The 22,899-nt window shown below is 55.5% G+C and carries 22 protein-coding genes and 1 rRNA gene; 15 read left to right on the plus strand and 8 right to left on the minus strand.

Annotated features, from left to right (window positions below; all coding sequences use genetic code 11):
- Together rrf and PGR79_RS14150 are read left to right on the plus strand one after the other, a co-directional pair.
- Window positions 1–88: ribosomal RNA gene (gene rrf, locus PGR79_RS14145) — 5S ribosomal RNA — on the plus strand; the annotation flags it as partial.
- Between the two features lie 547 nt (window positions 89–635).
- Entirely contained in the window at window positions 636–1,934 is a 1,299-nt protein-coding gene (locus PGR79_RS14150; RefSeq protein ID WP_213317566.1) for an MFS transporter, read from the plus strand.
- 2 nt (window positions 1,935–1,936) lie between these two features.
- Here PGR79_RS14150 and PGR79_RS14155 read toward each other — a convergent pair whose 3' ends face one another.
- From PGR79_RS14155 to trxC, 5 genes are all read right to left on the minus strand, one after another.
- Window positions 1,937–2,260, minus strand: coding sequence for a YfiM family lipoprotein (locus PGR79_RS14155; RefSeq protein WP_087858385.1), 324 nt, complete (start codon window positions 2,258–2,260; stop codon window positions 1,937–1,939).
- A gap of 41 nt (window positions 2,261–2,301) precedes the next feature.
- Window positions 2,302–3,657 carry a CDP-diacylglycerol--serine O-phosphatidyltransferase gene (pssA, locus tag PGR79_RS14160; protein ID WP_113374506.1) on the minus strand — a complete coding sequence of 452 codons (1,356 nt, stop codon included), beginning with the start codon at window positions 3,655–3,657 and terminating at the stop codon, window positions 2,302–2,304.
- A gap of 96 nt (window positions 3,658–3,753) precedes the next feature.
- Window positions 3,754–6,429 carry a bifunctional acetate--CoA ligase family protein/GNAT family N-acetyltransferase gene (locus tag PGR79_RS14165; RefSeq protein ID WP_087858387.1) on the minus strand — a complete coding sequence of 892 codons (2,676 nt, stop codon included), beginning with the start codon at window positions 6,427–6,429 and terminating at the stop codon, window positions 3,754–3,756.
- A 35-nt stretch (window positions 6,430–6,464) separates the two neighbouring features.
- Window positions 6,465–7,163: a tRNA-uridine aminocarboxypropyltransferase gene (tapT, locus tag PGR79_RS14170; RefSeq protein WP_430914701.1), complete on the minus strand. Its 699-nt coding sequence runs from the start codon at window positions 7,161–7,163 to the stop codon at window positions 6,465–6,467.
- A gap of 69 nt (window positions 7,164–7,232) precedes the next feature.
- Window positions 7,233–7,658, minus strand: a complete 426-nt coding sequence (gene trxC, locus PGR79_RS14175; RefSeq protein WP_015370277.1) for a thioredoxin TrxC — start codon at window positions 7,656–7,658, stop codon at window positions 7,233–7,235.
- Between the two features lie 204 nt (window positions 7,659–7,862).
- Between trxC and PGR79_RS14180 the strand changes: the two genes are divergently transcribed.
- Window positions 7,863–8,933 (plus strand): tRNA/rRNA methyltransferase, encoded by a 1,071-nt coding sequence (locus PGR79_RS14180; protein WP_015703188.1) that lies wholly within the window; start codon window positions 7,863–7,865, stop codon window positions 8,931–8,933.
- A gap of 55 nt (window positions 8,934–8,988) precedes the next feature.
- Here the strand turns inward: PGR79_RS14180 and ung are convergent, their stop codons facing one another.
- Window positions 8,989–9,678, minus strand: coding sequence for a uracil-DNA glycosylase (ung, locus tag PGR79_RS14185; protein WP_020078167.1), 690 nt, complete (start codon window positions 9,676–9,678; stop codon window positions 8,989–8,991).
- A gap of 311 nt (window positions 9,679–9,989) precedes the next feature.
- On the opposite strand from ung, the gene grcA reads away from it, so the two are divergent.
- Entirely contained in the window at window positions 9,990–10,373 is a 384-nt protein-coding gene (gene grcA / locus PGR79_RS14190) for an autonomous glycyl radical cofactor GrcA (protein ID WP_113374503.1), read from the plus strand.
- A gap of 45 nt (window positions 10,374–10,418) precedes the next feature.
- On the opposite strand, the gene srmB is transcribed toward grcA, so the two are convergent.
- Window positions 10,419–11,750 (minus strand): ATP-dependent RNA helicase SrmB, encoded by a 1,332-nt coding sequence (gene srmB / locus PGR79_RS14195; RefSeq protein WP_087858389.1) that lies wholly within the window; start codon window positions 11,748–11,750, stop codon window positions 10,419–10,421.
- A 130-nt stretch (window positions 11,751–11,880) separates the two neighbouring features.
- Between srmB and trmN the strand changes: the two genes are divergently transcribed.
- Window positions 11,881–12,618, plus strand: a complete 738-nt coding sequence (trmN, locus tag PGR79_RS14200) for a tRNA(1)(Val) (adenine(37)-N(6))-methyltransferase TrmN (protein ID WP_087858390.1) — start codon at window positions 11,881–11,883, stop codon at window positions 12,616–12,618.
- Here the strand turns inward: trmN and nadB are convergent.
- Complete coding sequence (gene nadB / locus PGR79_RS14205) at window positions 12,603–14,222, minus strand: L-aspartate oxidase (RefSeq protein ID WP_015703185.1); 1,620 nt, start codon at window positions 14,220–14,222, stop codon at window positions 12,603–12,605. The two genes, trmN and nadB, sit on opposite strands and share 16 nt — an antisense overlap.
- Before the next feature lie 363 nt (window positions 14,223–14,585).
- Between nadB and rseD the strand changes: the two genes are divergently transcribed.
- The 10 genes from rseD to recO all read left to right on the plus strand — a co-directional run bounded on the left by rseD (window position 14,586) and on the right by recO (window position 22,893).
- Complete coding sequence (gene rseD, locus PGR79_RS14210) at window positions 14,586–14,648, plus strand: rpoE leader peptide RseD (RefSeq protein ID WP_350425049.1); 63 nt, start codon at window positions 14,586–14,588, stop codon at window positions 14,646–14,648.
- Window positions 14,645–15,220, plus strand: a complete 576-nt coding sequence (gene rpoE, locus PGR79_RS14215; RefSeq protein ID WP_002914074.1) for an RNA polymerase sigma factor RpoE — start codon at window positions 14,645–14,647, stop codon at window positions 15,218–15,220. Before rseD ends, rpoE begins: the two co-directional genes overlap by 4 nt.
- 32 nt (window positions 15,221–15,252) lie before the next feature.
- On the plus strand, window positions 15,253–15,903 hold the full coding sequence (gene rseA / locus PGR79_RS14220; protein ID WP_015370285.1) for an anti-sigma-E factor RseA: 651 nt from the start codon (window positions 15,253–15,255) through the stop codon (window positions 15,901–15,903).
- Window positions 15,903–16,859 carry a sigma-E factor regulatory protein RseB gene (rseB, locus tag PGR79_RS14225; RefSeq protein WP_045392783.1) on the plus strand — a complete coding sequence of 319 codons (957 nt, stop codon included), beginning with the start codon at window positions 15,903–15,905 and terminating at the stop codon, window positions 16,857–16,859. The genes rseA and rseB overlap by 1 nt, the downstream gene beginning before the upstream one ends.
- Window positions 16,856–17,335: a SoxR-reducing system protein RseC gene (gene rseC, locus PGR79_RS14230; RefSeq protein WP_032712292.1), complete on the plus strand. Its 480-nt coding sequence runs from the start codon at window positions 16,856–16,858 to the stop codon at window positions 17,333–17,335. The genes rseB and rseC overlap by 4 nt, the downstream gene beginning before the upstream one ends.
- A 184-nt stretch (window positions 17,336–17,519) precedes the next feature.
- Window positions 17,520–19,319 (plus strand): translation elongation factor 4, encoded by a 1,800-nt coding sequence (gene lepA, locus PGR79_RS14235; RefSeq protein ID WP_008803765.1) that lies wholly within the window; start codon window positions 17,520–17,522, stop codon window positions 19,317–19,319.
- Between the two features lie 14 nt (window positions 19,320–19,333).
- Window positions 19,334–20,308: a signal peptidase I gene (gene lepB / locus PGR79_RS14240; protein ID WP_045392778.1), complete on the plus strand. Its 975-nt coding sequence runs from the start codon at window positions 19,334–19,336 to the stop codon at window positions 20,306–20,308.
- A gap of 253 nt (window positions 20,309–20,561) precedes the next feature.
- Window positions 20,562–21,242 (plus strand): ribonuclease III, encoded by a 681-nt coding sequence (gene rnc / locus PGR79_RS14245; protein ID WP_020078171.1) that lies wholly within the window; start codon window positions 20,562–20,564, stop codon window positions 21,240–21,242.
- A complete protein-coding gene (gene era, locus PGR79_RS14250; protein WP_015370290.1) occupies window positions 21,239–22,144 on the plus strand; it encodes a GTPase Era in 906 nt (301 codons plus the stop codon). Before rnc ends, era begins: the two co-directional genes overlap by 4 nt.
- 11 nt (window positions 22,145–22,155) lie before the next feature.
- Window positions 22,156–22,893, plus strand: a complete 738-nt coding sequence (recO, locus tag PGR79_RS14255; protein WP_430921917.1) for a DNA repair protein RecO — start codon at window positions 22,156–22,158, stop codon at window positions 22,891–22,893.
- The last annotated feature ends 6 nt before the right edge of the window (window positions 22,894–22,899 follow it).

Consider the following 22,899-nt stretch of genomic DNA (forward strand, 5'->3'; position numbering starts at 1 on the left):
CTGACCCCATGCCGAACTCAGAAGTGAAACGCCGTAGCGCCGATGGTAGTGTGGGGTCTCCCCATGTGAGAGTAGGGAACTGCCAGGCATCAAATAAGAAGAACCCCGTACCGAAAGGTGCGGGGTTTTTTGCTGTGTGGCGTCTATCCCCCCGGTAGCGCTGCGCTTACCGGGGCTACAGACCGCGTAGCAACCCGTAGCCCGGGAAAGGCGCCTCGCGCCGCCCCCGGGGAAAGCCACTGTCATACCAACGTAAACGAAAGGCTCAGTCGGAAGACCGAGCCTTTTGTTTTTGTGTTTTGCGGACAGGTACTCCGCCATCTCCCCGGTGGCGCTGCGCTTACCGGGGCTACCGATCCGCACCTCCTGCGGGGAAGATCGCGCCATATCCACACGCTCACCTTCATTCAAAGCCATATAAAACCCCGTTGTTATACCCACTTCGCCATAATTCACTTTTTCACTGCTCATGTGCTGACGTTAATCGCGAAAACCGGTGTTACGAAAAAAAATGTGAATACAATCACATATAAATAAATAACAATTATATAACATTTGGTTCACTAATTAATTTGTCTGAGTGACGTGTCACGCCCGATGAGACAGATTACGGTCTTTGCTGGAGCAAAATTATAATGACAGAAAGTAGCATTAACGAGCAGGGTTCCCTGGAGCAGGGCGATACCCGGCGCCGTGTATGGGCAATTGTGGGGGCATCTTCAGGGAACCTGGTGGAATGGTTTGATTTTTATGTCTACTCATTTTGCTCACTCTATTTTGCGCACATCTTCTTCCCTTCAGGAAATACCACCACTCAATTGTTACAAACGGCCGGAGTTTTTGCTGCTGGCTTCCTGATGCGCCCCATCGGCGGCTGGCTATTTGGCCGCATTGCTGACCGGCGCGGACGTAAAGCCTCAATGCTTATTTCGGTATGCATGATGTGCTTCGGCTCGCTGGTGATTGCTTGTCTACCGGGGTACGCCACTATCGGTACCTGGGCGCCGGCACTGCTGTTGCTGGCACGTCTGTTCCAGGGCCTGTCCGTTGGCGGGGAATATGGCACCAGCGCGACCTACATGAGTGAAGTCGCAGTAGAAGGAAAGAAAGGATTCTACGCCTCCTTCCAGTACGTTACGTTAATTGGCGGTCAACTGCTGGCGGTACTGGTCGTTGTCGCACTACAGCAAATCCTCAGTGATGAAGATTTGCATGCCTGGGGATGGCGTATTCCTTTTGCGCTGGGCGCAGTACTGGCCATCGTCGCGCTGTGGCTGCGTCGTCAGTTGGATGAAACCTCGAAGCAGGAAACCCGTGCGCTGAAAGAGGCCGGTTCCTTTAAAGGTTTGTGGCGTAATCGCCGGGCTTTTGTCATGGTGCTGGGCTTTACTGCCGCCGGTTCGCTGACTTTTTACACCTTCACCACGTATATGCAAAAATATCTGGTGAATACCGCCGGCATGTCGGCCAGCACTGCCAGCATGATTATGACGGCGGCGCTTTTCGTGTATATGCTGGTACAACCGCTATTTGGCGCCTTCTCGGATAAGGTGGGGCGCCGTACTTCAATGTTGTGTTTCGGCGTGCTGGCGACGCTGTTTACCGTGCCAATCTTGAGTGCGCTGCAGAATGTTAGCTCGCCGTATGCCGCATTTGCGCTGGTGATTTGCGCGTTGTTGATCGTCAGCTTCTACACTTCCATCAGCGGTATCCTGAAGGCGGAAATGTTTCCAGCACAGGTTCGCGCGCTGGGCGTGGGCCTGTCCTATGCGGTAGCAAACGCGCTGTTCGGCGGTTCGGCTGAATATGTCGCGCTGTCGCTTAAATCTGCGGGAATGGAAAATGCCTTCTACTGGTACGTGACGGTAATGGCGGCGATTGCCTTCCTGGTCTCCCTGATGCTACATGGCAAAGGGAAGGGCCTGCGTTTGTAACCTTATTGATGCGCCAGTTGCCACACCGCATAGCCGGTGGTGGCGCCGGCGACATCCCAGGCGAAATCCTTCCAGCTCCAGCCGCTCCCAGCCGGGCGGCTGTCCCATAACTCTTTTGATGCCCCCAGACTAACGGAAAACATCAGGCCGATGGCGGCGCTGCGATCGCGGCTGTATCCCTGATGCTGCGCATATTCATTGCCGGCCGCGGAGAGCATTGCCGACGCGAGAAAGTGTTGGGCCTTGTCCTGACCACGCCAGGAATCATTGGCCATATGGCTGCAACCACTGAGCAGAAGAGGGATAATAATCACGAAGTAGCGCATAGTGCTTCCTGAAAAAAGCCCCGTATTACGGGGCGTTGATCTTAGAGAATGCGGCTGATAAGACGGTCGATGCGGATGCGTCGCAAACGGCGGATGAGCTTTTTCACCTTCACCGGATAGTCGGCGATGCTTTGTAGATCGCGATAATGCTTCACTACCGTCGTATGCGTACGGATGAGCTGAAGCTCCTTTTCCCGCATTTCGCGCAGTTGATGCTTAGGATCGTGGATAAGCACGGCATTTTCCAAATCCAGCCGCCAGGCGCGCGGATTGAGGTTGTTGCCGGTCAACAGCATCCATTCGTTATCAACCCACATACCTTTCAGGTGGTAGCTGTTATCGTCATCTTTCCATAAACGCACGATGAGCTGATCGGTATTCACATAATATTGCAGTCGGCTCAGGAAGCGACGCAGGTTAATTTCGTACAAATAAGGCAATGCGCCGATGATTTTAAACGGCTGATCTTCCGGGATATAGAAGTCGTTCGCGGTCTTATCGCCGACGATGATTTCCACTTTTTTGCCGCTGCGTAGCAGAGAAATAATGTTTCTGACCAGTACGGCGGGCAGGTTGAAATACGGGGTGCAGATGGTCAGCTTATGTTCCGCACACGGCATCAGGTGGAAGATAGTCTTGTTGAGCAGGCTCGATTTACCGAGCCCGACCAGCGGTGTGACTGACAGTTGATCTTCATCGGCATTGCCGGTGAAGTGATAGCCGCTTTCGCGCAGATCCTGGCGATACAGGCGGATATCATTTTTGATTTCCGGGCTTTTCGGCCGATCCGGGCGATCCAGTCGATTTACGCCGCGACCTTGTACCAGGTTGTGCTCGACCCAGTCGAACATTACGTCGGCCATCTTGCCGTTGCGGATACACTGATAGCGATCGTAGCGATATTTATCATGCTGATGCAGGTACACATCATTCAGGCTGGCGCCGCTATAGATGACGCTATCGTCGATGATGAAGCCTTTAAAATGGAGCACGCCGAGCGCTTCCCGGGTATTGACCGGGACGCCATAGACCGGGATTTCAATCCCAGGGTTTTCCTGGGCCATACGACAGTACCAGTCGGCATTGGTATTGGAGGCTGCTGCGCCGATGCGGCCGCGCTGGGCGCGATGCCAATCAACCAGCACGCGTACATCCAGTTCCGGACGTTGACGTTTAGCGTCATACAGGGCTTGCAGTATTCCTTTTCCGCCATCATCTTGCTCGAGGTAGAGCGCAATAATGCAAATACGCTGGGTGGCGTGGGCTATCTTTGCCAGTAGCGCCTGGCGGAAATCAGCCGGCGCGTAAAAGAACTCGATATCATCAACTGACTGAGAGAGCTTAGGGAGTTGGGCAAGGTGTTGTTGATGTTTATTACGCTTAAATTTTGACAACATCACAGTGCGTTTCTTCTCTGTTTATTGAAGGGTCTTCTGTACCATGCAGACGACGTAAGCGGGCAATAATACCATCACTACCCGCGAATGTGGTCATTAATTGCTGTCGCTTGTCACCGAATGTAACGTATTTAGTGCAAGAGACAGGCTTACAATTCCGTCTTCTAACTGGATATCCACTGCAAAGCCAAGTTTCCTGGCGAGGCCTATCATGCCGCGGTTATTTGGCATGGTGATGCCATTTAAGCGCTGTAATCCGTGTCCTTGCGTGTAGGCGATCAGCTTTTCAAGGAGCTGTCGGCCAAGGCCTAAACCTTTCAGGTCCGAGCGTACCAGTACGGCAAACTCGGCATCAATATTATCAGGGTCGGAAATCGCTCTGGTCACGCCGAGGATCTCGCTTCCTTGCTCCGTGGCGCGTACCGCAACAAAAGCCATTTCACGATCGTAGTCGATCTGCGTCATATTGGCTAAGTCGTCATGGGTGAATTCGTTGATCTCGCTGAAGTAGCGGTAATAGAGATCTTCTTTGGTGACCTGCTCAATAAAGGCTAATAACAGAGGTTCATCCTCAGGCAGGATCGGCCGGAACAGGCAGCGCTCGCCGTTTTTCATTACCACCCATTCCTCAAGTTGCTGCGGATAGGGTCTGACTGCCAGCCGGCTTTCGCTGTCGCCGCTAAATGGCGCCAGGCTGAGAGTAACGTCGAGGGCGGTAAATTCGTTGCCGGAAGCAAGCAAGGGGTGAATATCCAGCCGCTGGATCTCGGGGCAATCGACGATCAGGTTAGAGACCTGTACCAGCAACTGGCTGAGACCGGGAATATCAAGCGGGCGTAGCGCGCTGCGTCCGCGGATCTTTTTGCTCTTGATGGCCTGGATCACCAGATAACGCGCCAGGTTCATATTCAGCGGCGGCAGGGCGACCGCGGCTTGATTTTCCGCTCGCCATTCGACGCCGCCCTCGCCAAGCATAATCAGCGGGCCGAAAAGCGGGTCATGCTCGACGACGACCCGAAGTTCCTGTGCCCCGGCGCGGTTGGCCATGCTCTGTACCAACAGGCCATGAATGCGCGCCTGCGGCCAGGCCATTTTTACCCGGTCAATAATCGCGTCCGCCGCCTGCTGGACTTCAGCAGCAGTACGCAAATAGAGCATAACGCCCTGAACTTCAGATTTATGCGGAATATCCGGCGAACGTAACTTCAAGGCCACCGGGTAGCCAATCTGCTCGGCGATATGTACCGCTTCGGCGCTGTCGGCGGCAATCCAGGTGGGAAGAGTATGGATGCCGTAGGCGCGCAGCACCGGGCTGACCTCATGGGTGTCCAGTGAGGTCGCGCCTTCGCTCAGCGCGCGCTGCAACAGCGTGTGAGCCTCGGCGGTATTGGCGGTCAACGTATCGGACAATACCGGCGTTTCACGGAGCTGTTTCTGGTTGCGACGGTATTCCACCATATGCATAAAGGCGGTAATGGTACCCTCGGGTGTGCGATAGGTTGGAATACCTGCCTCGCTAAATAGCCGTCGCGCCTCCTGGGAGGAGAACTCCCCGCACCAGTTCGTCAGCACCGTGACGTATTTTCCGCGCGGATGACGCTTAAGGGCATCAATCAACGCCAGCGCGCTTTCGGTGCCCGGCGCCGCGGCGCTGGGGGAGTGAATCACCAGCAGCGCATCATAATCCTGGCTGTCCAGCAATACATTCAGCGCTTTGAGATAGTGCTCGCTACTGGCGTCATCGCGCAGATCCAGAGGATTAGCCACTTCGACGCCCGTCGGTAACGCCTGCCTGAGCTGGTCACAGGTGGCTTCACTGAGATTGGCGAGCTTGCCGTTACGCAGCCACAGTTCGTCCAACGCCAGCGCTGCCGGCGCGGCGCCATTACTGATGATCATCAGCTTTTCGCCGCGCAATGGGCGCATATGGCTCAGGGTTTCAACGGCGGAAAAGAGTTCATGGGTGTCCTGCACGCGCAGCAGCCCCGCCCGCTGAATAGCGGCGTCCCAGGCGGGATCCATCCCTGAGTTTACATGCAGTAATTTCTGCGCCGCCGGGCTGCGGCCGCTTTTAATGACCAGAATGGGTTTATTACGCGAGGCGCTACGGGCAGCGGAGACAAAACGCCGGGCATCGCTGAGATGCTCCAGATAGAGCAGGATAGCGCTGGTTTTGCTATCGCGGGCGAGAAAATCGAGCAGGTCGTCGACGTCGATATCAAGGCTATCGCCCAGCGCAATAAAGTACGAAAAACCCATTTCACGCTGCTGCGCCCAGTCCAGAATGGTGTTAGAGACGGCGGCGGATTGCGAGATAAACGCCAGCTTGCCGCGCTGGATAGGGACCGGCGAAAAGCTGGCGTTCAGGCCCTGCCACGGCGCCAGCAGCCCCAGGCTGTTGGGGCCGAGCAGACGCATTTGATAACGGGCGGCGCACTCGAGCAGCGCCGGGTACTGGTCTGGCTGTGAAGAGAGGATAATGCAGGTTTTACACCCTTTCCGCCCTAAGGCCTCGAGCAACTCGAGATTGCGGCGGGCATTAGTACAGAGCACCGCCAGATCCGGGGTAAACGGCAGGCTGTCGATAGTCGGCCACGCCAGTACGCCAAGCACCGCTTTCCAGGCGGGCGTCACCGGCAGGACCGGGCCATTAAAACCGCCGGCCAACAAATTGCGCATCATTAAATAGCCAGCGCGCTGCGGTTTCATCGATGCGCCAATGACGGCGATCGATTTTGGCCGCAGCAGTGCTTCCAGGCCTCGTTGGCTCATACCGGTCTCCTTTGATCCCCAGTGACCGAATGATTTTAAACGCTTTCAGCCTGTTGTGCTGTGATACTGCCCTTATGCTGCGTTTTTCCCGCCAGATAGCGGCTTCTGAACAGGCTAAAGTGATCGCCAAGCGCGGCAGCCGCCTGTGCGTCGCCGGCTAAGTCCAGCAGGGCGATGGCGACTTCCGCCGTACAGTACTGGCCGTCGGCATGGGCCTCGCGCAGGTGATAGGCGGAGATGCGCGACAGGTCGACAGAGATCACCGGCAGCGCATCGAGATACGGGCTTTTGCGAAACATTTTCCGCGCTTCCGTCCAGGTGCCGTCGAGCATAATAAACAGCGGCGGCTTACCCTCCGGCGGGGCGCTCAGTACCTGGCGTTCCGCTCCGGCATAAGAGGCCGGAAAGACGACCATGGGCTGATAATCGGGGTTGGCGACCAGATCGAGCAGCGCCTGCGGCGGCTCGGTACGCGACCACTGAAACGCTTCGGTGTTGGGCAGAATATCGGCGATAAGGCGTCCGGTATTGCTGGGCTTCATTGGCTCGGTGTCGAACATCACCAGGCAAAAACGGCTGTCGGCAGGTGCCGGCGCCAGCGTTGCGCACAGACACTGTTTTAGGGGGAGCAGGCAGCGCTGACAGCGGCGGATGCGGTTGCCGCGAGCAAGAAAAGGCCGGGTTGCGCGCGCGAGGCGTTCGGCGCGTAGCCGAAGGACAGCGTTATCAATCATGGGAGTCGCTAATGAAAAACGCTATTGTCGCAGAGGAGAAAACGGGGCACAAGCGGTGCCCCGGTGGGTTTACTGCTGGTTGGCTTCGTTCAGCCAGCTATCGAACGGCGCTTTGGGGACGGCGCCATTCAGCATGTCGACCATTTCACCATTTTTGAACATCATAATGGTTGGAATGCTACGGATGCGGAAGCGAGCGCTCAGTTCGCGTTCGGCTTCGGTGTTCACTTTCACAAAACGCATTTCGCCGCTGCGCTCTTCAGCCACATCTTCAAAGATCGGCGCGAAGCTACGGCATGGGCCGCACCACGGGGCCCAGAAATCAATAACGACTGGCAGATCGTCCTTTAATAGTTTATCCAGCGTTGCCCCGGTCGCGTTGATGACATCGCCGTCAAAAAGATCGTGGCCGCAGCGTCCGCACTTGGCGCCATCAGCGCTACGGTCTTCGGGGATGCGGTTAAGAGCCTGACAACTGGCACAAACGGTATTCATAACTAACCTCTGGTTATGGGGTTGCAGCGCGGCACGTGGCCGATTTGTTTCTGTAATGTTACATATTATCGATGAGGCGCGAATAAAGGACAATGTCTTTTGTTCGATGGTTACAATAGACCAAGGCTTTTAAATGAAATAATGGCTAAGTGAAGATACATCGGGTAATCTTCGCGCTTCGCGCAGCGCAGGTGGAGAAAATAGATGAGCGACGAACTGAAAAATAAAAGCGGCAAGGTCAAAGTGATGTATGTCCGCAGTGATGATGATTCTGACAAACGTACCCATAACCCGCGTACCGGGAAAGGGGGAGGGCGTCCAGGAAAGTCACGTGTTGACGGCCGCAGCCGCCCTGCGCGCGATGAACGTAACAGCCGCGGCGACGATCGCAAACGCGACGATCGCAAGCGCAATGATTTTAACCGTGACGATGCGTCCCCGTGGCGCACCGTTTCCCGCGCTCCGGGTGATGAGACGCCGGTAAAAGAAGATCACGGCGGTATCAGCGGTAAGAGCTTTATCGATCCGGAAGTGCTGCGTCGTCAGCGCGCGGAAGAGACCCGCGTCTACGGCGAGAACGCCTGTCAGGCGCTGTTCCAGAGCCGTCCGGAAGCCATCGTACGCGCCTGGTTTATCCAGAGCGTCACTCCGCGCTTTAAAGAGGCGCTGCGCTGGATGGCGGCCAACCGTAAGGCCTACCACGTAGTGGACGAAGCCGAACTGGCGAAGGCGTCTGGTACCGAACACCACGGCGGCGTCTGCTTCCTGATCAAAAAACGTCATGGTACTTCCGTGGCCCAGTGGGTGGCGAAAGCAGAAGCCGAAGATTGCGTACTGGCGCTGGAAGATGTCGGCAACCCGCACAACCTCGGCGCGATTATGCGTAGCTGCGCGCACTTTGGCGTGAAAGGCGTAGTAGTGCAGGATGCCGGCGTGCTAGAGTCTGGCGCGGCGATCCGTACTGCAGAAGGCGGTGCGGAACATGTTGAGCCGATCACCGGCGACAGCTTTATCGATACCCTGACGCAGTTCCGTCAGGCTGGCTACGCTATCGTCTCTACGTCCAGCCATAACGGTACGCCGCTGTTTAAGGCCGAGCTGCCGAAAAAAATGGTGCTGGTATTAGGCCAGGAGCGCGACGGTCTGTCCGATGCGGCGATCTCCAGCTCTGACCTCAACGTCGCCATCGACGGCACCGGTAACGTCGAAAGCCTTAACGTCTCCGTGGCGACCGGCGTGCTGCTGGCGGAATGGTGGCGTCAGAATAAGGCCTGATATCGGTCTCTGAATGCAAAAAGCCAGCTGATGCTGGCTTTTTTATTGTCGTCGCTCACTCGCTTTCAGCGGGCAGCACCGGCATCCAGTCAATGGGCGCCTCACCGCGTTCGGCCAGCCACTGGTTGGTTTGCACAAAGTGGTTGCAGCCGAAGAAACCGCGGTGCGCCGACAGCGGCGATGGGTGCGGCGCTTTCAGAACGCAATGGCGCTGGCGATCGATAATGGCGCCTTTTTTCTGCGCGTGTGCGCCCCACAATAAAAAAACCACTCCTTCACAATGCTGGTTAATCAGCGCTATCACTTTATCGGTAAAGGTTTCCCAGCCGAGACTGGCGTGTGAATGCGCCTGGCCGGCGCGCACCGTTAACACGGTATTAAGCAGAAGCACGCCCTGGCGTGCCCAGCTTTCGAGATAACCATGCGCCGGGCGCTGAAAGCCGGGGATGGTGCCTTCCAGCTCTTTATACATGTTCAGCAGCGACGGCGGTATCTGCACTCCCGGTAAAACAGAAAAGGCCAGACCGTGCGCCTGTCCCGGGCCGTGATAGGGATCCTGACCTAAGATGACCACTTTGACCTCGCCCAGTTCGGTATAGCGAAAGGCGTTAAAGACATCTTTCTGCGGCGGATAGATAGTCATGCCGGACTGGCGCTCTTCGGCGACGGTCTTGAGGGTGTTGAGAAAATAGGGCTGCTGCTTCTCTTCCGCCAGCACGTCGTGCCAGGTTAATGGGGTGGTCATCTTGCTCTCCTGCAAAGTGTCATGCCCATAGCTTAACTGCTTCTTTCTGCATAACAAAATCGCGACGTTATTCCTGACTGATTGCGCATAAAAAAATTGAAAATTTACAATATTTTTTATGGCATCTACTGGCGTAACTTGATGTAAAACAATACTATCCCTATATACCCACTTTGAGTGAGTGGTTTTTGTTGATTTAAATCAATGAATGCCGGGTGAGCGGCTGATATATATACACTCATACAACAATGGTTTTACCAATTGGCCGCTAAGAGGCCAAAATCGAATAAACACTGCCTGGGAGGCATCAAATGATTACTGGTATCCAAATTACTAAAGCGGCAAACGACGACCTGCTGAACTCTTTCTGGCTGCTGGATAGCGAAAAAGGCGAAGCGCGCTGCCTGTGTGCCAAGGGTGGTTTTGCGGAAGATGACGTGGTTGCGATGAGCAAACTGGGTGAAATCGAATACCGTGAAATCCCGGTAGACGTGAAACCGGAAGTCCGCGTGGAAGGCGGTCAGCACCTGAACGTGAACGTGCTGCGTCGTGAAACCCTGCTGGATGCCGTTGAGCACCCGGAAAAATACCCGCAGCTGACTATTCGTGTTTCCGGCTACGCGGTACGTTTTAACTCTCTGACTCCGGAACAGCAGCGCGACGTTATCGCTCGTACCTTTACCGAAAGCCTGTAAGGCTCAAGCCAGATGTGAAAACGCCGGGATATCCCGGCGTTTTTTTTACTCTTCGTTAGACGTTGAGGGCGTCCCGGCAGCGCTTGGCTTACGGCGCTTACCGATGTTTTTGGTATCGCGGTGGCGTTTCTTCACCCGCGGCTTCTCTTTTTCTTTCTCTTTTTTCTCGGCGCGTTTCGCCAGTACTTTCTTTGAAGGCTTACCGGTTAACTTCTCGCTCGGCGCGCGGGTTTTCGGTCGCAATTCATCAATCACGCGCGCTTTCAGCGGTTCTTCAACGTAGCGGCCGATTTTGCCCAGCAGCAGGTGATCGTGCGCTTCAACCAGCGAAATAGCGGTGCCTTTCTTACCAGCACGGCCGGTACGGCCAATACGGTGCAGATAGATATCGGCGGTGCGCGGCATATCGAAGTTAAACACGTGGCTGACATCCGGAATATCAATACCGCGTGCGGCGACGTCGGTGGCAATCAGCACGTTCACGCGACCATCGGTCAGGCGTTTAATCGCTTCGTTACGTTTGATCTGCACCATTTCGCCTTCCAGCCAGCAGGTGGTAATGCCAGCTTCGTGCAGCTTAGCGGCCAGTTCGTGAACGCGCTCGCGTTTACGCACGAAGACGATAGAGCGGGTTGCTTCCGGCTGCTTCAGCAGATTAACCAGCAGCGCGGTTTTATGATCGATATCATCGGCGCGATAGTACCACTGGTGAATTTTTTTACGTTCGCGGGTCGACGGATTTGCAGAAACTTCAACCGGCTCTTCCAGCAGGCGTTCGGCAAAGTCTTTAATCGCATCGCCTTCCAGCGTGGCGGAAAACAGCATGGTCTGCTTGCGCCAGCGGGTTTCACCGGCGATGGTTTCGATATCCTGGGCAAAGCCCATGTCCAGCATGCGGTCCGCTTCATCAAGGATCAGCGTTTCTACCGCGCGGCAGTCGAAGTTCTCTTCTTTAATATACTGCAGCAGGCGACCGGTGGTGGCGACCACGATATCCTGGTTTTCGCTGAACACTTCCGCGTGGTTCATGTACGCAACGCCGCCGGTAATGGTGGCAATATCCAGATGGGTATGCTTCGCCAGTTCGCGGGCGTGATCGGCAACCTGCATCGCCAGCTCGCGGGTCGGCGTCAGGATAAGGATCCGCGGCGGCCCCGATTTCTTACGCGGGAAATCAAGCAGATGCTGCAACGCTGGCAGCAAATATGCCGCAGTTTTACCGGTGCCTGTCGGCGCAGAACCGAGAATATCACGGCCATCAAGCGCAGGCGGAATAGCGGCGGCCTGAATGGCTGTCGGGCGTGTGAAACCTTTATCCTGGAGCGCTTCCAGCAGGTTTTCGTCGAGTTCAAGTTCGGAAAAAGTCGTTACAGTCATGTTCTACCTCTGAGTGGGCCGCCGATTATAGACGTTACTGACGTAATGTTCATCTGTTTGTAAGGCTATCTGTTCTCCGGTATTGTGCATAGCCTTAAGCACAGGAGTTTTCGTCAGCAAGGTTTTGAGGATGTCTCAGTCGAAGTTTGCGCTGCCGCGCAATGGTTTTACCTTTAAACAATTTTTTGTCGCCCACGATCGCTGCGCCATGAAAGTCGGTACCGACGGTATTCTGCTGGGCGCCTGGGCGCCGATTGCTCAGGTGAAGCACGTGCTGGATATCGGAACCGGTAGCGGTTTGTTGGCATTAATGTTAGCCCAGCGTACCGCGGATTCGGTCCAATTGGATGCGGTGGAGTTGGATGAAGAGGCCGCGGCGCAGGCGCGGGATAACGTGGCGGCCAGCAGCTGGTCTGGACGCGTCGCGGTATTTCAGGCGCCGATTCAGCAGTGGCAGCCGCAGCCGCCGCGGCGCTATGAGCTTATCGTCAGCAATCCGCCGTTTTTTGCCGAAGGCGTCCCTTGTGCGACGTCGCAGCGCGAACAAGCGCGTTATACCACCTCGCTCGATCATACGACGCTGCTCGCCTGCGCCGCGGATCTGATTACCGAGGAGGGCTTTTTCTGCGTAGTGCTGCCGGTGGATATTGGTAATGCGTTTGTCGATAGGGCGAAAGCGATGGGATGGCATTTGCGCTTACGCACCGACGTGGCGGAAACAGAAATGCGTCCGCCGCATCGCGTCCTGCTGGCATTCTCTCCCAGCGCCGGCGAGTGTTTCAGCGATCGGCTGGTGGTTCGTGGGCCAGAGCAGCAGTACTCTGAAGGCTTTACCGCCCTGACCCGCGATTTCTATCTCTTTATGTGAGCAAGCGGCGAGAGCACCGACGGACCGCTGTTTTCCAGCGTGTCCGGATAGTCGAGCGTATAGTGCAGGCCGCGGCTCTCCTTACGCTGCATGGCGCAACGCACGATAAGCTCGGCCACCTGCACCAGATTGCGTAGCTCCAGTAAGTTATTGGAGACGCGAAAACGCGCGTAATACTCATCCAACTCTTGCTGCAGCATAGTAATACGCCGCAGCGCTCGTTCCAGCCGGCGGGTGGTACGCACAATTCCGACATAATCCCACATTAGCAGGCGCAGTTCGTGCCAGTTATGTTGAATCACCACCAGTTCATCCGGGATCTCAACCTGGCTTTCATCCCACGGCGGCAGCTGTTCCGCCGCTTGCGCCAGCGGCAGGCGTTTGGCAATGTCCTCGGCTGCCGACCAGCCGTACACCAGACACTCCAGCAATGAGTTCGAGGCCATGCGGTTGGCGCCGTGCAGCCCGGTGTAGCTCACCTCGCCGATAGCGTACAGGCCGTCGACGTCGGTACGTCCGTTATCATCCACCATCACGCCGCCGCAGGTATAGTGGGCGGCTGGCACGATAGGCACCGGCTCTTTGGTTAAATCAATGCCGAGGCCGAGTAGCTTTTCATAAATCATCGGGAAATGTTGGCGAATAAACGCTTCGGGCTTATGGCTAATATCCAGATACATGCAGTCGACGCCGAGGCGTTTCATCTCATGGTCGATGGCGCGGGCGACGATATCGCGCGGGGCCAGTTCGCCGCGCTCGTCGAAGTCCGGCATAAAGCGGCTACCGTCAGGCCGTTTCAACAGCGCGCCTTCGCCGCGCAGGGCTTCCGTCAGGAGGAAGTTTCGCGCCTGTGGATGAAACAGCGCGGTAGGGTGGAACTGGTTAAATTCGAGATTGGCCACACGGCATCCCGCGCGCCAGGCCATGGCGATGCCGTCGCCGGAGGAGACATCAGGGTTGGTGGTGTATTGATAGACTTTAGCTGCGCCGCCGGTCGCGAGCACCACGGCTCTTGCGCTGCAGGTTTCTACCTTTTCCTTATTACGGTTCCAGATCCATGCGCCCACCACCCGCCGGGTACCCGGCAGGCCAATCTTATCGGAGATAATCAGGTCAACCGCGTTGCTACGTTCCAGAATGGTGATATTCGGATGTGCCAGCGCTTTGCCAACCAACGTCGTCTCAACCTCTTTACCGGTGGCATCGGCGGCATGCAGGATCCGCCGATGGCTATGGCCGCCTTCGCGGGTCAGATGGTAGCTCTCTTCGCCATTGGCCTGGACCTGGGTATCAAACAGTACCCCCTGATCGATAAGCCACTGTACGCAGGGTTTGGCGTTGCTTGCGACAAAGGAGACGGCATGACGGTCGCAAAGGCCGGCCCCGGCGATGAGCGTATCTTCGACGTGGGATTCGATGCTGTCGGTTTCGTCGAAAACGGCGGCAATCCCTCCTTGGGCATAGAAAGTTGAACCTTCGCTAACCGGGCCTTTGCTCAGGACGGTAACTGAGTGGCGTTCCGCCAGGCGCAGCGCCAGAGACAATCCGGCAGCGCCGCTGCCGATAATCAATACATCACAGGAAAAGTCGGGAGTCGTCTTCATAGCTTCTGTTTAATTTACTAAACACAATGGCCTCACCATAGCACCTGGTGGGGCTAAATCGTACAATTATTTTCGTGAATAGTTGTGCGGGCTAAACAAGGCAGGCGGAAAAGTAAATATGTAAACGAAAGAAAATATTTGCGAAGCAGACCGTTACCTTCAGATTTTATAGTGAAAAATAAGTTGGGTTACGTTACCCTTCAGGCGGGCCTTGCGCTTTTTCTTCATTAGCTTACCTGGCGTTGAACAACGGGACTTATAATGAGAGATAACAATCAGTCCACCGTTGTCAGACAAAAATCAAAAGCGTAACGGAACTTTATTGTGTTCAGACACTCCAAACGTCTGCTTGCTCATAATGCAGTGCTTGGGTGGTGTTCTGAATACGCATGGGAATTGGGTTTGGGGAGACATTACCTCGGATGAGCGAGCAGTTAACGGATCAGGTCCTCGTTGAACGGGTCCAGAAAGGAGATCAGAAAGCCTTTAACCTACTGGTAGTGCGCTATCAGCACAAGGTGGCAAGCCTGGTCTCCCGCTATGTACCGCCGGGCGATATCGCTGACGTTGTTCAGGAATCGTTCGTGAAGGCGTGGCGTGCGCTGGATTCTTTCCGGGGGGATAGCGCTTTTTATACCTGGTTGTATCGTATCGCCGTGAACACGGCAAAGAATTATCTGGTTGCTCAGGGACGCCGTCCGCCATCAAGCGATGTTGACGCCAACGAGGCGGAAAACTTCGAAAGCGGCGGGGCATTGAAAGAAATTTCGAACCCTGAGAACTTAATGTTGTCAGAAGAGCTGAGACAAATAGTTTTTCGTACCATTGAATCGCTCCCGGAAGATTTACGCATGGCAATTACGTTGCGGGAGCTGGATGGCCTGAGCTATGAAGAAATAGCCGCCATCATGGATTGTCCGGTTGGCACGGTACGTTCGCGTATCTTCCGGGCACGTGAAGCTATTGATAATAAAGTTCAACCGCTAATCAGGCGTTGACGATAGCGGAATACTGGAAAAGGGTATCAGGCATGCAGAAAGAAAAACTTTCGGCCTTAATGGATGGTGAAACGCTGGATAACGAGCTGCTCAATGAGCTGAGTCGTTCTTCTGAAATGCAAAAAACCTGGGAGAGCTACCATCTCATCCGCGACACGCTGCGAGGCGATACCGCTGAGATGCTCCAATTTGATATCTCAGCTCGCGTGATGGCCGCCATCGAGAACGAACCTGCTCGTCAGGTTGCGCCGCTTATTCCTGAATCTCAACCCGCTCCACACCAGTGGCGTCAAATGCCTTTCTGGCAGAAAGTGCGCCCGTGGGCCAGCTCGCTTACCCAAATGGGCGTGGCAGCGTGCGTTTCTCTGGCCGTTATCGTCGGTGTCCAGCAGTATAACGGACACTCCGATGCCTCCCAGCAGCCGGAAGCGCCAGTCTTCAACACCATGCCGATGATGGGCAAAGCCAGCCCGGTTAGCCTGGGCGTTCCGGCCGATGCCTCCGCCGGCAGCGGTCAGCAGGCGCAGGTTCAGGAGCAACGTCGTCGTATTAATGCTATGCTGCAGGACTATGAATTGCAGCGTCGCCTGCACGCTGAGCAGCTTCAGTTTGGCCAGGCCCAGACTCAGCAAGCCGCTGTTCAGGTGCCGGGTTATCAAACTTTAGGAACGCAATCGCAGTAATGAAGCAACTTTGGTGTGCCATGTCGCTCATGGCAGGCAGCCTGTTCTTCTCCACCAACGCCTCGGCTGATACATCGTCCGGGGCGTTGTTGCAGCAGATGAACCTGGCTAGCCAGTCCCTCAACTACGAGCTGTCTTTTGTCAGTATCAACAAACAGGGCGTTGAGTCGCTGCGCTATCGTCACGTGCGGTTGAACAACCAGCCCCTTGCTCAGTTGCTGCAGCTCGACGGTCCTCGTCGGGAAGTGGTGCTGCGCGGTACTGAAATCAGCTATTTTGAACCCGGTCTCGATCCCTTCACCCTGAACGGCGACTATATCGTCGATTCCTTGCCGTCTCTGGTGTATACCGATTTCAAAAAGCTGGCCTCGTATTATGATTTCATCTCCGTTGGCCGGACGCGTATCGCCGATCGCCTATGCGATGTAGTGCGCGTGGTGGCCCGCGACGGTACGCGCTATAGCTACATTGCGTGGTTGGATGCCGAGACCAAGCTGCCGCTACGCGTCGACTTGCTCGACCGCGACGGTGAAACCCTGGAGCAGTTCCGGGTGGTCTCATTCAATATCGGTGATAACGTAAGCTCGAGTATGGAAGCGCTGTCAAAAGCCAGCCTGCCGCCGCAACTGTCGGTTCCGGAAAGCGGCAATAAAGCCAACTTTAACTGGGCGCCAACCTGGCTGCCGCAGGGCGTGACGGAAGTTTCCAGCAGCCAGCGTCGTTTACCGACCTTCGACGGTCCGGTCGAGTCTCGTCTCTATTCCGACGGTCTGTTTAGCTTCTCCGTTAACGTTAACCGCGCGACGGCTAACAGCAGCGATCAGCTGCTGCGCACAGGTCGCCGTACCGTCAGCACTTCGGTGCGCGATAACGCCGAAATCTCGGTGGTTGGCGAATTACCGCCGCAGACGGCAAAACGTATCTCAGACAGCATTAAGTTCAGGGCCGCGCAATGATCAAAGAGTGGGCGACTGTCGTCTCCTGGCATAACGGCGTGGCGCAGGTTCACTGCGATGTTAAAGCCTCTTGCAGCAGCTGCGCCTCGCGCGCCGGTTGCGGTAGCCGGGTGCTCAATAAACTGGGGCCGCAAACCAGCCATACCATTAGCGTTCCCTGCGACCAGCCGCTGACGGCCGGGCAAAAAGTGGAGCTGGGCATTGCTGAAAGCAGCTTGCTGGGTTCGGCGATGCTGGTCTACATGGCGCCGCTGTTCGGGCTGTTTGTGATGGCATCTATTTTTCAGGTGTTGTTTGCCAGCGATATTGCTTCGCTGTGCGGCGCGTTGCTTGGCGGCGTCGGCGGATTCCTGGTGGCGCGCGGGCTGTCGCCGAAGCTGGCTGCTCGCCAGTCGTGGCAGCCGGTGATTTTAAGCGTCGGTTTACCGCCGGATTTGCTGCGCGTTGATACGCCTTCCTCTGAAATGGGGCAGTGATTTCACTGTCCCTCATCTTTATTTACGCTTCCTGATACAACGCCACAATTCTGCCGTTATGCTGGATCTAACAGCATTTCCTGGTTTCGCGGATGTAGTGTAGAATGCGGCGTTTTCGGATTAAAAAACGTCAGGCACAGAACAGCGGCCTCATGAGACTCGTAAGGCATAATTAACTCTAAATATGAAGAATATACGTAACTTTTCGATCATCGCTCACATCGACCACGGTAAGTCGACGCTGTCTGACCGTATCATCCAGATTTGCGGTGGCCTTTCTGATCGCGAAATGGCGGCCCAGGTTCTGGACTCCATGGACCTTGAACGTGAGCGCGGCATTACCATCAAGGCGCAGAGCGTCACCCTCGACTATAAAGCCAGCGATGGTGAAACCTATCAGCTTAACTTTATCGACACCCCGGGCCACGTTGACTTCTCTTATGAAGTCTCGCGCTCCCTGGCAGCGTGCGAAGGCGCGCTGCTGGTGGTTGACGCCGGGCAGGGCGTAGAAGCCCAGACCCTGGCGAACTGCTATACCGCGATGGAAATGGACCTCGAAGTCGTTCCGGTTCTTAACAAGATCGACCTGCCTGCGGCCGACCCTGAGCGCGTAGCGGACGAGATTGAAGATATCGTCGGTATCGACGCTCACGACGCGGTTCGCTGCTCGGCGAAAACCGGTGTTGGCGTGCCGGATGTGCTGGAACGTCTGGTACGCGACATTCCGCCGCCGGAAGGCGATCCGGACGCCCCGCTGCAGGCGCTGATTATCGACTCCTGGTTCGATAACTATTTAGGCGTCGTGTCGCTGGTGCGTATTAAAAACGGCACCATGCGCAAAGGCGACAAAATTAAGGTGATGAGCACCGGTCAGGTCTATAACGCCGACCGTCTGGGCATCTTCACCCCGAAACAGGTTGACCGTACCGAACTCAAATGCGGCGAGGTGGGTTGGCTGGTGTGCGCCATTAAAGACATCCTTGGCGCGCCGGTGGGCGATACCCTGACCGCGGCGCGTAATCCAGCGGATAAGGCGCTGCCGGGCTTCAAAAAAGTGAAGCCACAGGTCTATGCCGGTCTGTTCCCGGTGAGCTCTGATGACTATGAGAACTTCCGCGATGCGCTGGGTAAACTGAGTCTGAACGATGCATCCTTGTTCTATGAGCCGGAAAGCTCAACGGCGCTGGGCTTCGGCTTCCGCTGCGGCTTCCTCGGCCTGCTGCACATGGAAATCATTCAGGAGCGTCTGGAGCGTGAATACGATCTTGACCTGATTACCACCGCGCCGACGGTAGTCTATGAAGTAGAAACCACCTCTAAAGAGGTTATTTACGTCGATAGTCCGTCGAAGCTGCCGCCGCTGAATAATATTCAGGAACTGCGTGAACCGATCGCCGAATGTCACATGCTGCTGCCGCAGGAGTTCCTCGGCAACGTGATCACCTTGTGTATCGAGAAACGCGGCGTGCAAACCAACATGGTTTACCACGGCAAACAGGTTGCGCTGACCTATGAAATCCCGATGGCGGAAGTGGTCCTCGACTTCTTCGACCGTCTGAAGTCCACCTCCCGCGGCTATGCGTCGCTGGATTATAACTTCAAGCGTTTCCAGGCCTCTAACATGGTGCGCGTTGACGTACTGATCAACGGTGAGCGCGTCGATGCGCTGGCGTTAATTACGCACAACGACAACGCGCCGTATCGTGGCCGCGAGCTGGTCGAGAAGATGAAAGAGCTGATCCCGCGTCAGCAGTTCGATATCGCGATTCAGGCGGCTATTGGCAACCACATCATCGCGCGCTCTACCGTCAAACAGCTGCGTAAAAACGTCCTGGCGAAATGCTACGGCGGTGATGTCAGCCGTAAGAAAAAGCTGCTGCAGAAGCAGAAAGAAGGTAAGAAGCGTATGAAACAGGTTGGTAACGTTGAACTGCCGCAGGAAGCGTTCCTCGCCATTCTGCACGTTGGTAAAGACGGCAAATAATCTAAGGAGTTGGCATGGCGAACATGTTTGCCCTGATTCTGGTCATTGCGACCCTCGTCACAGGGCTGTTGTGGTGTCTGGATAAGTTCATATTCGCACCGAAACGTCGTGAACGTCAGGCCGCTGCTCAGGCAGCGACCGGCGATCAGCTGGACAAGAAAACGCTGAAGAAGGTCGGCCCAAAACCGGGCTGGCTGGAAACCGGCGCCTCTATCTTCCCGGTGCTGGCGATTGTGCTGATTGTGCGTTCGTTTATCTATGAACCGTTCCAGATCCCGTCAGGTTCGATGATGCCGACTCTGCTGATTGGCGATTTTATCCTGGTGGAGAAATTCGCCTATGGTATTAAAGATCCGATCTACCAGAAAACGCTGATCGAAACCGGTCATCCGAAGCGCGGCGACATCGTGGTATTTAAATATCCGGAAGATCCGCGCCTTGACTACATCAAGCGTGCGGTTGGTCTGCCGGGTGATAAAGTCACTTACGATCCGGTCGCTAAACAGGTCACGATCGAGCCTGGCTGCGCGTCGGGTCAGGCATGCGGTAGCGCCTTGCCGATCACCTACTCCAACGTCGAACCAAGCGATTTCGTTCAGACCTTCTCCCGTCGCAACGGTGGTGAAGCTACCAGCGGTTTCTGGCAACTGCCAAAAGGCGAAACCAAAGCCGACGGTATTCGTCTGACCGAGCGCAAAGAAACGCTGGGCGAAGTGACCCACCGTATTCTGACGGTACCTATCGCTCAGGATCAGGTGGGGATGTACTATCGTCAGTCTGGCCAACCACTGGCAACGTGGGTCGTTCCGCCGGGTGAATACTTCATGATGGGCGATAACCGCGACAACAGCGCCGACAGCCGTTACTGGGGTTTCGTGCCGGAAGCGAACCTGGTGGGTAAAGCCACCGCCATCTGGATGAGCTTCGAAAAACAGGAAGGTGAGTGGCCAACCGGCGTACGTTTATCGCGCATCGGCGGTATCCACTAATTCCCCATCTTAATTCACGCTGCTGGTGCAATAACGGCAGCGTGAATTATTTAGTATTTAAATCCATCCAAACTAACGACATCCCTTGTCGTTGAGTATAGAATATCCCCCCGAAGTTTTTGGTTGTCTCTCGAAAGAGTGACACTGCACACGAAACCGCGTTGGTTAGTTTCTGCCCTTATATATCAAGGGTATGTATGCTCAGGTCGGTTTCGTGTGCTGCATCTTTGACGCATTCATTTATTGGTAACGCATGAACCCCATCGTAATTAATCGGCTTCAACGAAAGCTGGGCTACACTTTTGTTCATCAGGAGCTGTTGCAACAGGCATTAACTCACCGCAGTGCCAGCAGCAAACACAACGAGCGTCTCGAGTTTTTAGGCGACTCTATTTTAAGTTTCGTGATCGCCAATGCGCTCTATCATCGTTTCCCTCGGGTAGACGAAGGAGATATGAGCCGTATGCGCGCGACGCTGGTGCGAGGCAATACGCTGGCGGAAATCGCCCGCGAATTTGAACTGGGCGAGTGCCTGCGCCTTGGGCCTGGCGAGCTGAAGAGCGGCGGTTTTCGTCGCGAATCGATTCTGGCTGACACCGTAGAAGCCTTAATCGGCGGGGTTTTCCTCGACAGCGATATTCAAAATGTTGAACGCTTAATCCTCTCCTGGTACCAGACTCGTCTGGATGAAATCAGCCCGGGCGATAAGCAAAAGGATCCGAAGACTCGTCTGCAGGAGTATCTGCAGGGGCGTCATCTGCCGCTGCCGTCCTACCTGGTCGTCCAGGTACGCGGCGAAGCGCACGATCAGGAATTTACTATCCACTGCCAGGTCAGTGGCCTGAGTGAACCGGTGGTTGGCACAGGTTCCAGCCGTCGCAAGGCGGAGCAGGCTGCCGCCGAACAGGCGCTGAAAAAACTGGAGCTGGAATGAGCGAAGAAAAAAGTTATTGCGGATTTGTCGCCATCGTTGGTCGTCCAAACGTTGGCAAATCCACGCTGTTGAACAAGCTGCTGGGGCAGAAGATTTCGATCACTTCCCGTAAAGCGCAGACTACCCGTCACCGCATCGTCGGTATCCATACCGAAGGGCCGTATCAGGCGATTTATGTTGATACCCCGGGCCTGCATATGGAAGAGAAGCGCGCGATTAACCGCTTAATGAACAAAGCGGCCAGCAGCTCTATTGGCGACGTGGAACTGGTTATCTTTGTCGTTGAAGGCACCCGCTGGACGCAAGATGACGAGATGGTGCTGAACAAGCTGCGCGATGCGCGCGCGCCGGTGATTCTGGCCGTCAACAAAGTTGATAACGTGCAGGAAAAAGCGGATCTGCTGCCGCACCTGCAGTTCCTTGCCAGCCAGATGAACTTCCTCGACATCGTGCCGATCTCTGCGGAAACCGGCACCAACGTTGATACTATCGCGTCGATCGTACGTAAACATCTGCCGGAAGCGATTCATCACTTCCCGGAAGATTACATTACCGACCGTTCCCAGCGTTTCATGGCTTCCGAGATCATCCGTGAAAAGCTGATGCGTTTCCTGGGCGCTGAACTGCCGTACTCCGTGACCGTCGAAATTGAACGTTTCGTGAGTAACGAACGCGGCGGTTACGACATCAACGGCCTGATCCTCGTCGAGCGTGAAGGGCAGAAGAAGATGGTAATTGGCAACAAAGGCGCCAAAATCAAAACCATCGGCATCGAAGCGCGCAAAGACATGCAAGAGATGTTTGAAGCGCCGGTGCACCTCGAACTGTGGGTCAAAGTGAAATCCGGCTGGGCCGATGACGAGCGCGCGCTGCGCAGTCTCGGTTACGTTGACGACCTCTGAGTTAACGCAACGTGGATGGATGGCAGCGCGCCTTTGTCCTGCATAGCCGACCGTGGAGCGAAACCAGCCTGATGCTGGACGTCTTCACGGAAGAGTCCGGTCGCGTGCGCCTGGTTGCCAAAGGCGCACGCTCCAAACGTTCTAATCTCAAAGGCGCCTTACAGCCCTTCACCCCCTTACTGGTTCGCTTCGGCGGCCGCGGCGAAGTCAAAACCCTTCGCAGCGCGGAAGCCGTCTCGCTGGCGCTGCCGCTCAGCGGCATCACGCTCTACAGCGGTCTTTACGTTAACGAACTCATCTCCCGCGTGCTCGAGCACGAAACGCGCTTCTCCGAACTCTTTTTCGACTACCTGCACTGCATTCAGGCCCTTGCCGGGACCAGCGGTTCGCCGGAGCCCGCGCTGCGGCGCTTTGAACTGGCGCTGCTCGGGCACCTGGGCTATGGCGTTGATTTCCTCCACTGCGCCGGCAGCGGCGACCCGGTGGATGACACCATGACCTACCGCTATCGTAAAGAAAAAGGCTTTATCGCCAGCCTGGTGATTGATAACAGCACGTTTACCGGGCACCATTTGAAAGCGTTGGCTAGCCGAGAGTTTCCGGATGTAGATACGCTGCGCGCCGCGAAGCGCTTTACCCGCATCGCCCTGAAGCCGTATCTTGGAGGGAAACCGCTCAAGAGCCGGGAACTGTTTCGCCAGTTTATGCCCGCGCGAAAGGCGCGAGCCGATAATACGAATAATGATTAACGAGGA

The organism is Klebsiella sp. 141161, assembly GCF_050600815.1.
In the GTDB taxonomy this organism is placed as follows: domain Bacteria; phylum Pseudomonadota; class Gammaproteobacteria; order Enterobacterales; family Enterobacteriaceae; genus Klebsiella; species Klebsiella aerogenes.